Annotated in this window: 13 protein-coding genes; 11 read left to right on the top strand and 2 right to left on the bottom strand. The window is 61.7% G+C overall.

The window, feature by feature from the left end; all coding sequences use genetic code 11:
* Positions 1-20 precede the first annotated feature (20 nt).
* From N2597_RS27425 to N2597_RS27395, 7 genes are all read left to right on the top strand, one after another.
* On the top strand, positions 21-1028 hold the full coding sequence (locus N2597_RS27425) for a FecCD family ABC transporter permease (RefSeq protein WP_341356264.1): 1008 nt from the start codon (positions 21-23) through the stop codon (positions 1026-1028).
* A complete protein-coding gene (locus N2597_RS27420; RefSeq protein WP_183602324.1) occupies positions 1025-2056 on the top strand; it encodes a FecCD family ABC transporter permease in 1032 nt (343 codons plus the stop codon). Before N2597_RS27425 ends, N2597_RS27420 begins: the two co-directional genes overlap by 4 nt.
* Entirely contained in the window at positions 2049-2852 is an 804-nt protein-coding gene (locus tag N2597_RS27415) for an ABC transporter ATP-binding protein (RefSeq protein WP_183602322.1), read from the top strand. The genes N2597_RS27420 and N2597_RS27415 overlap by 8 nt, the downstream gene beginning before the upstream one ends.
* A 603-nt stretch (positions 2853-3455) precedes the next feature.
* On the top strand, positions 3456-4820 hold the full coding sequence (locus tag N2597_RS27410) for a TadE/TadG family type IV pilus assembly protein (protein ID WP_183602320.1): 1365 nt from the start codon (positions 3456-3458) through the stop codon (positions 4818-4820).
* Positions 4817-5347, top strand: coding sequence for a TadE/TadG family type IV pilus assembly protein (locus N2597_RS27405; RefSeq protein ID WP_183602318.1), 531 nt, complete (start codon positions 4817-4819; stop codon positions 5345-5347). The genes N2597_RS27410 and N2597_RS27405 overlap by 4 nt, the downstream gene beginning before the upstream one ends.
* A 1-nt stretch (position 5348) precedes the next feature.
* Positions 5349-5933, top strand: a complete 585-nt coding sequence (locus tag N2597_RS27400) for a TadE/TadG family type IV pilus assembly protein (RefSeq protein ID WP_077988983.1) — start codon at positions 5349-5351, stop codon at positions 5931-5933.
* Between the two features lie 126 nt (positions 5934-6059).
* Entirely contained in the window at positions 6060-6254 is a 195-nt protein-coding gene (locus tag N2597_RS27395; protein ID WP_183602392.1) for a hypothetical protein, read from the top strand.
* A gap of 12 nt (positions 6255-6266) precedes the next feature.
* On the opposite strand, the gene N2597_RS27390 is transcribed toward N2597_RS27395, so the two are convergent.
* The gene (locus N2597_RS27390) at positions 6267-7106 is read right to left on the bottom strand and encodes a hypothetical protein (RefSeq protein WP_077988981.1); all 840 of its coding nucleotides are present in this window, start codon (positions 7104-7106) and stop codon (positions 6267-6269) included.
* Between the two features lie 290 nt (positions 7107-7396).
* Between N2597_RS27390 and N2597_RS27385 the strand changes: the two genes are divergently transcribed.
* The 3 genes from N2597_RS27385 (at position 7397) to N2597_RS27375 (ending at position 10104) form a co-directional block, all read left to right on the top strand.
* Complete coding sequence (locus N2597_RS27385; protein WP_183602315.1) at positions 7397-8182, top strand: pyrroline-5-carboxylate reductase; 786 nt, start codon at positions 7397-7399, stop codon at positions 8180-8182.
* Positions 8145-8666: a DUF5086 family protein gene (locus tag N2597_RS27380; protein ID WP_341356263.1), complete on the top strand. Its 522-nt coding sequence runs from the start codon at positions 8145-8147 to the stop codon at positions 8664-8666. The genes N2597_RS27385 and N2597_RS27380 overlap by 38 nt, the downstream gene beginning before the upstream one ends.
* Before the next feature lie 250 nt (positions 8667-8916).
* A complete protein-coding gene (locus N2597_RS27375) occupies positions 8917-10104 on the top strand; it encodes an aq_1923 C-terminal domain (RefSeq protein WP_183602313.1) in 1188 nt (395 codons plus the stop codon).
* A gap of 87 nt (positions 10105-10191) precedes the next feature.
* Here N2597_RS27375 and N2597_RS27370 read toward each other — a convergent pair whose 3' ends face one another.
* Entirely contained in the window at positions 10192-10740 is a 549-nt protein-coding gene (locus N2597_RS27370; protein WP_009996449.1) for a type II toxin-antitoxin system RelB family anti-toxin, read from the bottom strand.
* A gap of 142 nt (positions 10741-10882) precedes the next feature.
* Between N2597_RS27370 and aptA the strand changes: the two genes are divergently transcribed.
* Positions 10883-12217, top strand: coding sequence for an omega-aminotransferase AptA (aptA, locus tag N2597_RS27365; protein WP_183602311.1), 1335 nt, complete (start codon positions 10883-10885; stop codon positions 12215-12217).
* The last annotated feature ends 71 nt before the right edge of the window (positions 12218-12288 follow it).

Genomic DNA, 12288 nt, shown 5'->3' with positions numbered 1-12288 from the left:
TTAAAGTCAAGCTGAAACTCGTGCGCTCTATCCCCCTCTCCACGTCTTCGCGGCCGATGACATTGCTGGCGATCGCCTTGCCGGCGATCCTCATCCTTTTCGTCGCAGCCAGCGTGGCAGCGGGATATCGGCAATATTGGCCGGCTGCGATCTGGAACGCCATCTTCGCTTTCGACGGATCGGAAAGCGCCGTCGTCATCACCACGCTGCGCATCCCCCGGGCTCTTCTTGCGCCGCTCGTCGGCGCCGCTCTCGGTGTCGCCGGCGTCTTGACTCAGACGCTGGCGCGCAATCGCATCGCCTCCCCCGATACGCTCGGCATCAATGCCGGCGCAGCTCTCGCGGTCGTCGCCTCCAGCGTCTGGCTCGGGATCGGCTCGATTGCCGGGATGTCGGTGGCGGCCATTTCGGGCGCACTGGCGACCAGCCTGCTCGTCTTCGGCGTCGCCGCCACTTCGGGAGGCTTCTCGCCGATCCGCATCGTGCTCGTCGGCGTGACCGTCGGCGGTCTGGCATATTCGATCGTCCAGATCATCCTGACCACCAACGAAGCCCAGCTCAAGGAGCTGCTCTTCTGGCTGACCGGCTCGTTTGCCGACCGGCCGATCGCCTTTGCGATCGGCGGCGCACCCGTGGTCATGGCCGGGCTGGCGGCCGCATGGATGCTCGCGCAGCCGCTCGACGCCCTGCAGGCCGACGATACAACAGCAGCAAATCTCGGCGTGCCGCTCGCCGTCGTGCGCTGGGCCGGCTTCCTGACTGTCTCGCTACTGACGGGAGCCGGCGTCTGCATGGCCGGTCCGGTCGGCTTCGTCGGTTTCGTCGTGCCGCACCTCGCCCGATGGCTCGTCGGCCTCAGCCATCGCCGCCTCATCCTCACCTCGGCACTGATCGGCGCCATCTACACGACTGCGGCCGATATTCTCGCGCGTTTCATCATTTATCCCACTGAGGCTCCGGTCGGCGCGATCACCTCCACCATCGGCGGCATCACGCTGCTCATCCTGCTTAAGCGGAGAGCGGCATGACCTCGCCTGTCCGGCCGCTCGCAGCCTCCAGAACTACCCTGACGCTCGCGGCGATCGTCCTCCTCTTCCTCGCTCTCGCTTCGACCGGCGTGGCATTCGGCTCCACCTGGATCCCGCTTGCCCAGGTTTGGGACGTCCTTCTCGGCGCCGAGATTCGCGGCAAAACCGTCATCATCCTGCAGTTCCGCCTGCCGCGTGTCGTGATCGCTGCTCTGGCGGGCGGGGGCTTTGCGGTCGCCGGATATCTTCTCCAGCGCGTCACCCGCAACGAACTCGCATCGCCCGGCATATTGGGCGTCGTCGACGGCGCCGCGCTGGCGGTCGTCTGCTTCCTTGCGGCGCTCTCCAATGAGTCGAACGCGCTCGTCACCTCGGTCGCCTATCAGCCCGTCGCAGCGGTTGCCGGATCGATTGCGGCGATCTTCGTCGTCTTCGCCTTTGCCGGCCGCCAGGCGGCGTCGGCGATCCGTCTGCTTCTCTTCGGCACCGCCGTTGCCGCGGTGCTCAAATCATTGACGGTCATCGCCATGCTTGTCGGCCCGGTCTACCAGGCAGGACAGGCCGCCCGCTGGATCGCCGGCGCAGTCAACGAGATCAATTGGAACGAGATCCGGATCACGGCGATCGGCATGCTGCCGCTGACCATCATCGTGATGATCGTCGCGCGCCGGCTGCCGCCGGCCGATCTCGACGAGATGTCGGCCAGAAGCGTCGGCCTCAACTTGCCGAGCTTCCGCATTCAGATCTTCGTCCTTGCCGCGGCCATCACCGCACTTTCGGCCGCCTTCGTCGGCGGCGTCGGCTTCATCGGCCTGATGGCGCCGCATCTGGCGCGCCGGCTGATCGGACGAGGCGTCCATTTCGGCCTGATCGGCAGCTTCTTCATCGGAGCGTCGATGCTGGTGGGCGCGGATATTATCGTCCGGTTGCTCTTTTCGGCGACGGAGGTGCCTGCCGGAACGGTTCCGGCCGTCATCGGCGCTCCGTATTTCCTCTATCTCCTGATGAGAAACCAGCGCCATGGCTAGTGCGACCCCCACCGGAAACGTCATATCGATCGAAGGGCTGAGCCTGGATTATGGCAAGGTCAACGTCCTGCATTCCCTGTCGCTCGCCATCCCCAGGGGCAAGATCACCGTGCTGGCGGGCGCGAACGGCTGCGGCAAATCCACCCTGCTGAGAGCGATCCGCAGGCTGCACAAGCCCAGCAAGGGCGAGATCCTCCTTGAGGAACTGAGCCTTCACAGCCTCGGGGAAATGGCGCTCGCCAGGAAGATCGGGCTCTTGACCCAGAGTCCTTCAGCCCCCGAGGACATGACGGTGCAGGAGCTTGTCCGGCTAGGCCGCTATCCGCACCAGACGCTGCTGCAGCCCTGGAACGCCGGCGACGCGGAGGCGATCGAGCAGGCGATGGCAGGCACCGGCGTCGGGCATCTGCGTGACCGCAGGCTGGGCTCGCTCTCGGGCGGCCAGTTGCAGCGCGCCTGGATCGCCATGGTTCTGGCGCAGGAGACCGACATCATCTGCCTCGATGAGCCGGTCAACCATCTCGACCTCGCCCACCAGCTCGAATGCCTCGAACTGGTCGACCGTCTCAAGCAGCAATTCGGCAGAACGGTCGTCCTCGTCCTGCATGACCTCAATCTCGCGGCGCGCTACGGCGACACGCTGGTTTTTCTGAGAGGCGGCGAGATCGTCGCCACCGGGGCGCCCGCCGATCTGGTCACCGAGGCGATGGTCTCCGACGTCTTCGGCGTGCAGGCAAGGGTCATAACCGATCCCGTTCACGGCCGGCCGCTCTGCATCCCGCTGCGTCTTGCCTAGACGTCATCCGAGTAAGCGGCCTCGCCGCCCAAACCATTCCGCTGTCACCCCTCGATGGACAACTGGCTGAGCTCACCGGTCAATCTGTCGAGTTTGTGTAGAACCTTTTGGATTGGAGGCGCGTGCCTGGAGGATGTGATCAAATGGAGCCGCCGGACGGTCCGGCTACGGTTTGCAGGTCATGAGCATTCGTCGTGATATCGGAGACCGGATTTGGAAACTGGATGATTTCAGCCATTCTCATTCATTATTTCCATTCTGCCTGTGAGGACAGAAACTCTCATGGTCTCCAGGATTCGGCGTGGTTTCATTGCTGATCGACCGCAGCGTCTTCGCTTTTGATTTGCGCTGCACCAGCAGATCGTGCAAGCGCTTGTGAACCTCTTGCGGGCGACATGTTTCTGTTGTTGAAGCAGTCGGCCGCGGATCGCCGGCACCGCATCACGGCACGACTATCCATAATTCGCAGAGATGTACGATAAGCGCAGCAAACGGCGGGCCGCCAGTCCGCTGGCGGCTGGAACTCACAAGATTTCACAAAGGCTTAAGCTTCGTTGAAACATCTTGCCATCACGATTTTCATTCCGGCGTGTTGGTGGTTTTTTGAAGTTAATTTTTTCATCTTCATTGGGTCGATGCTTGCACACGCTTTGCGGTCTCGGAAGGGACAGAACCGGCAATGTCGCGATCGTCGTTGCCCTCAGCCTGGTGCCGATGCTCGTCGCGGTAGGCGCGAGCTTCGACTACATCCGCAGCTACAATGTCCGGCAGAGAATGCAGAGCGACCTTGACGCGGCCCTGATCGCCGCCGTCAAACAGATCGACAATGTCGAGGACGCGGACGCTCTCAAGACGAAGGTTTCCGACTGGTTCCACGCACAGGTGGACAACAGCTATACGTTGGGTGAGATCGAGATCGATACGGCCAACCACAACATCACGGCGACGGCGAGCGGCACCGTTCCGACCACCTTCATGAAGATCGCCAACATTGAGACCGTCGACGTCAGCGTGGCGAGCGCCGTCAAGGGACCGGCCACCTCCTATCTCAACGTCTATATCGTCATCGACACCTCGCCCTCGATGCTCCTGGCGGCGACGACATCGGGCCAGGCGACGATGTATGCCGGCATCGGATGCCAGTTCGCCTGCCACACTGGCGACGCGCACACGATCGGCAAGAAGAAATATGCCAACAACTATGAATACAGCTCGGAAAAGAAGATAAAGCTGCGCGCCGACGTCGCCGGCGACGCCGTCCGCGAAGTGCTCGACATGATCGACGAATCCGACGCCAATCATGAACGGATCAAGGTCGGGCTCTACAGCCTGGGAGATACGCTCACCGAAGTTCTGACCCCGACGCTGAGCACGGATACGGCACGTACCCGCCTGGCGGACGCAAGCTACGGCCTCACCAGCGCGACCTCGAAGGCCGCCACCTATTTCGACGTATCGCTTGCAACGCTCAAGCAGAAGGTCGGCGCTGGAGGGGACGGAACCACCTCAGGCTCGCCACTCAAGCTCGTTCTTCTGCTGACGGACGGCGTGCAGTCGCAGCGCGAATGGGTCACCGACGGAGTGGTATGGAGCAAGGGAAAGGCGATTTCCGGCTTATACTGGAACAAGGTGGCGCCGCTTAATCCCGAGTGGTGCGGCTATCTGAAGAACCAATCCAATACGATGGCGGTGCTCTACACCGAATATCTGCCGATCACCTCGGACTGGGGCTACAACGCCACCGTCGGCTCGACCATGGCGAGCGCCAACTGGAAGAACACCTGGGGCGGCACCATGGACAGCGGCGTTTCGAGCAGCATTACGCGGCGGGACTACATCCCTTATGCACTTGCCGGCTGCGCATCGTCGAAGAGCCTGTTCATCTCGGCATCGTCGTCGTCCGAGATCACGGAAGGCCTGTCGACGCTCTTTACCCAGTATCTCTCTTCCGTCCGGCTAACCCAATGACCGCAAGAAAACGCTTCGCACCGTTTCGCCGCCTGCTCGGCGATCGCAAGGGGGTGGCCGCGATCGAATTTGCGATCCTGGCTCTGCCGCTCTTCATCATGATATTCGGCATCATCGAAGTGTCGCTGATGTTCTTCGTCAACTCCGCGCTGGACGCTTCGGTTCACAAGATCTCCCGGATGATCCGCACCGGCGAGGTCGCCTCGTCCAAGACCACACTGGCCGGATTCAAGAGTAAGATCTGCGACGACATGCTTCTGGCCTTCAGCTGCTCCAGCGGTCTCGTCGTCAAGGTCAGCGTGCTTTCCGACTTGTCTTCCGTCACCAGCGCCGATCCTATCGACAACAGCGGCAAGCTCACCGTCACCGAGACCTACGATATCGGCAAGGGCAGCGACTACATTCTGGTGCAGGCATTCCTGCCCTGGGGAGCCACGGTCAACTTCTTCAGCCTGTCGAGCGCCAAGCTTTCCGACGGCAGCTATCTCCTCGGATCGTCCGCTCTGTTCCGCAACGAGCCCTTCTGACATGATGATGAAACGAAGCCTCCCCCTTATCAGCTTCATCATGTCCCGTATCCGCCGGCTCGCTCGCGACCGTTCGGCGGCTTCCGGCGTGGAATTCGCATTGGTGCTGCCGATCCTGATCGTGTTGCTGTTCGGCACCGTCGATCTCGGCCATGCCCTGACCGTCAGCCGCAAGATAGACGAGATCGCTTCCAGCACGAGCGACATGATCGCCCAGCAGAGCACCTGGGCGAAGACCGACGTCACTAAGCTTCTCTCCGGCGCAAGCTTCATCCTGCAGCCCTATGAAACCACTGGGCTGACCATTATGGTCACGGTCAACGATGTCGACAACAGCGGCAAGGCAACCGTCAACTGGTCGGCCGCGTTCAACACCTCGCCGCTTGCTTCCGGCACGGCAAGCGCCATCGACATACCGAAAAAGATACAGGAGACCGGGGTGCAGGTGGTGCTGACCCGCGTGCAATATCGATTGACGACGCCCGTCTCGGCATTCTTTTCAAACTTCACGGGAATGGACAGCTACAGCTTCGACCACCATTTCTTCACGCGTCCCAGGGTCAGCGACACGATCAAATACAATTGAGCCGCAGGCTGCCCGCCATTCAGATCATTGTCGCCGGGCCGACAATGATGCATTGCTTCGGCCGCTCGGCGGGATCGGCTTTTCCAGTGAATCGCAATGCATGATCGTGAATATGAGGAACTTGAAATGACGGCAGGAAGAGGTTCCGGCGGCATACGGCAATTGTCCGCCGTCGTGCCGATCTTGCTGGCCGCGATCGCGAGTTCCCATACTGTCGTCGACACTGCTCATGCGCGCAATCTGTTGCAGCTCAATCTCGACGGGCCGAAGAAGCCCCGGCTCTGGCTGCGCAGCTACGACTATCACTACAGCCTTTACTGAGTGGAACGAGGCTCACCCGGCGAGCTTGACGATGCCGTAGGGATTGAACTTGAACTCGTCCACTTCATAGGTGGAATCGAACGAGAGCCTGGCCCCGCGCGCCTTGAGCGTCGGATCGAGCCCCTGCTCGCCAATCTCGTCGGCAACCGCATCCATAATGGCAACGACCTTCCTTTCACTGCCGGCGGTCTCCGGCACATAGACTTCCGGCAACCCGACGAGATGGAAGCCGACACTCTCCAGATATCCCCGCGCCGAGAGCGGCCGCTTGGCGAAAGCGAGCCGGCCGATGCGCTGCTGGGCGAGCGGATCTGCCGCTTTCACCGCCTCCGCACCTTGGCCGATCAGCGCTCTCCATCGATCGAGGCCATGGGCGATGCCGGCGCTTTCGCCTTTGACCGCCACCGCTCCCGCCGCGATCAGTCGCTCGACGAGACGCAGCGCGGTCATCGACACCTTCACCGTCTCCGCCTGCGCCATGCTCGGCCCGAGCACATAGAGGACGGACTGATGATCGGCGACGGCTTTCTCATCCGCCTCGTTCCACACATCGGCCTCGACCCGATCCCAGCAGACATCGAACGATCGGCTCATGCGATCATCCGGTTCTGCCTGCGAATATTCCTCGTCGACGCTGAATCCATCGGCGAAGTCCCGAATCGCTTGGGCTGCTGCCTCGGACAAGCGGCTGAGGTCGCGATCCTTCCCGAGGAAACACAGAACATGCCGGGGCGTCACCGAGGACGCCTCCTCCCGGATCGCCGATTCCGGGCTCGCTTCCCCGGCGAAAGCCGGTTTCCAGCCGATCATGGCCCACAAGGACCCCAAGAGCGAGCGACGCAGGATATGCAAGATCGATGCCTCCGTTCGGTCGTATGTTTACAGCCTCCGCTTGTAAACATAAGACGCCCGAAACGAAAGCGGGATCATCGCCGCAGGCGATGCGGGCAGCGCCCGCAAGGCGGACGTGATCAACTTCGAAAGTGTCCGGCGCTCCACTTTTGCTGTGCGCTAAGCGCGCGGTTCCACTCGTCGGCTCCAGCCGCTTCTGTTATTCTTTGTCGGCTGCGTGTCGACTGACGACCATGTGTGTCAACAGCGTGTCGACCAAATCGGACCGCTGCGGGCTGCGGAGTAAAAAGGTGATGATCAACAGCATTGGCTTTGTCGGCACCGGCGCGATCACCGAAGCGATGGTTCGCGGGCTTCTAGCCGCACCGGCCTACGCCTCCGAGATCCACGTATCGCCGCGGAGCGCGCACATTGCCGCGACATTGGCCCAGGAGTTCACCGCCGTCAGGATTGCCGGGGACAACCAGACTGTCGTCGATCGCAGCGACATGGTGTTCCTGGCGATCCGGCCGCAGATCGCCGAGGAGGTCGTACGGGCGCTTTCGTTCAGAACCGGCCAGGTAGTCGTCAGCCTCGTTGCAGCGACCGAGCGCCAGGCTCTTCTCGATTGGATCGGTGCCGACGTGCACCTCGTCCAGGCCATCCCCCTGCCCTTCGTCGCGCAGCGCCAAGGCGTCACCGCCATCCTCCCGCCCGATGCCGCCGTCGCGGCCCTATTCGACACGCTCGGAACCGCTGTCCAGTGCAAGTCGAAAAACGAATATGATCTGCTCGCGGCGGCGAGCGCAATGATGTCGACCTATTTCGGCATCATGGAAACCGTAGCCGTCTGGCTGGAAAAAAGCGGCCTGGAAAGGCCGAAAGCAAATGCCTACATCGCGCCGCTTTTCGCAAGTCTGGCGCAGAAGGCCAACAGCCCAGGCACCGAGCCGTTCAGCGCGCTGAGCCGCGAATTCGCCACCAAGGGCGGATTGAACGAGCAGGTTCTTTCCGACGTCGACAAGAAGGGCGGCCTTGCTGCGCTGACCGCAGCGCTCGATGGCGTGCTCGCCCGCATCGAGGGCCGCAACAACTGAAGCGCATGCACCTCAAGCGAAGATCCCTTCCGTCCTTTTCACAGTCGCCACGATTTTGGGCCAGACGATTTGGGCGCGCGCAGAACCGCTGGAGCGACCGACCATTTCCGTCATCATCCTCTCGGTGTCACCACGGACCGTCCGTTGGGCCACCGTCCACAAGGCTCCCGATCCAGGGGAAGACGATCCCTATTACCACGTCGAGGTGATCGAGAAGGAGCGACGCACGCCGCCGTGGCAATTCAAACGCCTTGCCACCCATGTCGTGGTCACGGCCGATGCGTTGAACAGGAGCCGCTCGCGACAAAAGGCCAGGACCTATTTTTACAAGGATCGAATTCCGGATCGCCGACCAGAACTGGCGCGCGCAGCCTCGCTCAGAGAGGGAGGCGGGTGTTTGCCGCACGACGATCCTGGAATGCGTCGGCATCGCAGGCAAGCCTGGCTGATTCCGCGCCGCCATCGAAAATCACGGTTGCAATAATCGAAGAAATGCAATTTACCTCTGACGATGAGTCACGAAACTACTTTTGCTAGAGAAAATATCCTCGCCCGGCCGCCGGCGGCGGGGTGGCCGAATTTCTCCGGCCTGCCGGTTTCAGCCGATCCCGATCGCATCACCCCCAATTAGCTGATCTGACGAACCGTGACGTCCCGGCCGCTCTGCCAGCAGAGCGCGGCGGGGCATATTCCATGAATTTCCCCGCATCACCTTTCAACACAAGGACATCTCCATGAAGCATCTGCGCAATTTCCACCTGATGATGGCAAGCACCGCGTTCCTGACGCTGGCCGGCCCGGCGCTCGCCCTCGACGGCGCCGATATGATGAAGAAGCTCAGCGCCGCAACCAGCGCCGGCGGCACCGTCATCACCTTCGAGAAAGCCGAAGTGGACGGCGACACGGTGACGGCAACAGGCGTCCAGGTGGGATTTGCCAACCTGCCCGGCGACACGCTGAAGATCGGCGACCTCACCTTCGAGGGTGTCGAGGAAAAAGAAGGCGGCGGCTATTACGCCAAGACCCTTTCCTTCCCGGATGTCGATATCAGCCAGGAGGGCGGGCGCTTTTCCGCCAAGGAGATTCTGTTCACCGGCCTGACGATTCCCGCCAATGCGACCGGCGAAACGCTGGACGATATCCTCCTCTATGAAACCGCCAGCACCGGGCCGATCGCGCTCAACATCAAGGGCAAGGACGTGCTTGCGATTGAAGGCGTCGAGGCAAACATGGGGCGGCAGGACGGCGGCTTTGCCTACGACGCCAACGTCGCCGGCTTCAAGGCCGACCTGTCGCAGGTCGAGGACGCGGCTGCGAAGGAGGCCATCGAGAAGCTCGGACTGACGACGCTCGACGGCACCATGACGATGAAGGGAAGCTGGGAAGTCGAAAGCGGCAAGGTCGTCCTCGACGAATATGCTTTCGATTTCAAGAATGTCGGCCGGCTGAACTTCGCCGTCGACTTCTCCGGTTATACGCTCGGCTTCATCAAGTCGCTGCAGGAGGCGGTCAAGACAGCCGAAGCCAATCCGAACAAGGAAGAGGCCAACCAGGCCGCCGGACTTGCGATGATGGGGCTGATGCAGCAGCTGACGTTCAACAGCGCCTCGATCCGCTTCGACGACGCCTCGATCACCAAAAAGGCGCTCGACTATGCCGGCACGAAGCAGGGCGTCACGGGCGACGAACTGGCACAATCGCTGAAGGCGCTGGTTCCGATGATGATGGCGCAACTCAACATGCCGGAACTGCAAAACCAGATATCGGCGGCCCTCAACACCTATCTCGACGGCCCGAAGAGCCTGACGATCAGCGCCGCTCCGGAAAAGCCGGTTCCGGTGCCGATGATTGTCGGTGCTGCCATGGGTGCGCCGAACACCATTCCTACGGTGCTCGGCGTCAAGGTATCGGCGAACGACTAAGTCAAGATCAACTGCCGGAGGCGGGTCCTTACCGATCCGCCTTCGGGATCACCTTTCCAAAACCACTGCGGTTCTTCTGAAATTGCGTTAAAAGGTCGGCGGCGTGCAGGCGCTGATAACCTCGCAAGGCACCGGTCCGACGCAGCGGAACCGATGCGGGCGCCGGCTTTCGAAATAATAAGCGTCGCCCGGCCCAAGGATACGCCGCTCGTCGTCGACCGTGACCTCGAGTCTTCCCGAGAGCACGATCCCGCCCTCCTCCCCTTCGTGAACAAGGGGAATTTTTCCGGTGTCGGCACCCGGCTGGTAGCATTCCTTCAGCATCTGCAAGCTGCGCCCGAACAGGGTTTCGCCGACTTGCTTGTAGGAAATGGCACCCTTGCCGATCTCGACCAGTTCTTCGGCGGCGTAAAAGGCCTTTTTCGGACGCTCCGGTTCGAAGGCGAAGAATTCCGCCAGCCCGATCGGAATGCCGTCGAGGATTCGCTTCAGCGCTCCGACCGAAGGATTGGAGGCATTCGATTCGATCAGTGAGATCGTCGAGTTCGGCACACCGGTGCGTTTGGCGAGTTCACGCTGGGAAAGCTTGTGGGCGAGGCGCAGATGGCGAAGGCGGCTGCCGATGTCGACTGACATGATGGATCCGTTTGCGTTGTCCAGAATATCGCAAAGTCTATCTTCTTCGTTGTTTAATTTCAACAACTTGCATCACCAAAGAAAAGGACTTGTTTGAAGGACGGAAATTGCCATTCTCCGGGCGATTTCAAAGGAGGCCAGGATGGACCAGATCAGCAACACGAACGCGCCCGTACTCGAAAATTTCTGGATGCCGTTCACCGCCAATCGGCAATTCAAGGCCGCGCCGCGCCTGCTGGCTGCTGCCGAAGGGATGTATTACACCGACGTCGATGGAAATCGGGTGCTGGACGGCACGGCCGGGCTCTGGTGCTGCAACGCCGGCCACGGCCGCAGGAAGATCGCCCAGGCGGTCGAGCGGCAGCTTGCCACGCTCGACTATGCGCCGACCTTCCAGATGGGGCATCCGATCGCCTTCGACTTCGCCGCCAAGCTCGCCGCCAATGCACCGGGCGGGGCTGACGCCAAGCTCGACCGGGTCTTCTTCACCGGCTCAGGTTCGGAATCGGTCGATACCGCTCTGAAGATCGCCATCGCCTATCAGCGCGCCATCGGCCAGGGTACGCGCACCCGGATCATCGGCCGCGAAAAAGGCTATCACGGTGTCGGCTTCGGCGGCATTTCGGTCGGTGGTCTCGTCAACAATCGGCGGGTCTTCCCGCAGATCCCGGCCGATCACATGCGCCATACGCTGGACATCGGGCGCAACGCTTTTTCGAAGGGGCTTCCCGCCCATGGCGTCGAACTGGCGGATGATCTCGAGCGCCTGGTGCAGTTGCACGGCGCTGAAACCATCGCAGCCGTCATCGTCGAGCCGATGTCGGGGTCGGCCGGTGTTGTCCTGCCGCCGAAGGGATATCTGGAGAAGCTGCGCGCCACTGCCGACAAGTACGGCATCCTGCTGATCTTCGATGAGGTCATCACCGGCTTCGGCCGTCTCGGCACGCCTTTCGCGGTGGATTACTTCGGCGTCGTACCCGATCTCGTCACCACGGCGAAGGGCCTCACCAACGGCGCCGTTCCCATGGGCGCGGTCTTTGCCAGCCGCAAGGTCTATGACGGGCTGATGGTCGGACCGGAAAATGCGATCGAGCTCTTCCACGGCTATACCTATTCCGGCCACCCGGTCGCCTGCGCAGCCGGGCTCGCGACCCTCGAAATCTATGAGGAAGAAGGGCTGCTGACCCGCGCAGCCGAGCTGGCAGAATATTGGCAGGAAGCCCTCCACTCACTGAAAGGCCTCGCGCACGTCACCGACATCCGCAACCTCGGACTGGTTGGCGCGATCGAACTGGCGCCGCGTGACGGCGCTCCCGGAACACGCGCCTACGACGTCTTCGTCGACTGCTTCAACAAGGGACTGCTGATCCGTGTGACCGGCGACATCATCGCCCTGTCTCCACCGCTGATCATCGAGAAGGACCAGATCGACACGCTCGTCTCGACGCTTGGGGATGCCCTGAAACGCGCGGCCTAGATCTGCATCCGGCGCCCGCAATTCCCGTCGGCGATCGGATGCTCGGTCCGTCGCCGATGGAACCATCCGGC

Origin of the sequence: Rhizobium sophoriradicis, from assembly GCF_025200795.1 — a bacterium.
Taxonomy (GTDB): Bacteria; Pseudomonadota; Alphaproteobacteria; order Rhizobiales; family Rhizobiaceae; genus Rhizobium; species Rhizobium sophoriradicis.
The sequence above is the reverse complement of the archived record's forward strand: the minus strand, read 5'-3'. Positions and strand labels throughout refer to the sequence as shown.

What these genes read in the sequence shown, in the direction of transcription:
- N2597_RS27400 (WP_077988983.1), top strand. Translation starts at nt 5,349, where the DNA reads ATGATGATGAAACGAAGCCTCCCCCTTATCAGCTTCATCATGTCCCGT.
- aptA (WP_183602311.1), top strand. Translation starts at nt 10,883, where the DNA reads ATGGACCAGATCAGCAACACGAACGCGCCCGTACTCGAAAATTTCTGG.
- N2597_RS27375 (WP_183602313.1), top strand. Translation starts at nt 8,917, where the DNA reads ATGAAGCATCTGCGCAATTTCCACCTGATGATGGCAAGCACCGCGTTC.
- N2597_RS27415 (WP_183602322.1), top strand. Translation starts at nt 2,049, where the DNA reads ATGGCTAGTGCGACCCCCACCGGAAACGTCATATCGATCGAAGGGCTG.
- N2597_RS27395 (WP_183602392.1), top strand. Translation starts at nt 6,060, where the DNA reads ATGACGGCAGGAAGAGGTTCCGGCGGCATACGGCAATTGTCCGCCGTC.
- N2597_RS27380 (WP_341356263.1), top strand. Translation starts at nt 8,145, where the DNA reads ATGGCGTGCTCGCCCGCATCGAGGGCCGCAACAACTGAAGCGCATGCA.
- N2597_RS27370 (WP_009996449.1), bottom strand. Translation starts at nt 10,740, where the DNA reads ATGTCAGTCGACATCGGCAGCCGCCTTCGCCATCTGCGCCTCGCCCAC.
- N2597_RS27420 (WP_183602324.1), top strand. Translation starts at nt 1,025, where the DNA reads ATGACCTCGCCTGTCCGGCCGCTCGCAGCCTCCAGAACTACCCTGACG.
- N2597_RS27405 (WP_183602318.1), top strand. Translation starts at nt 4,817, where the DNA reads ATGACCGCAAGAAAACGCTTCGCACCGTTTCGCCGCCTGCTCGGCGAT.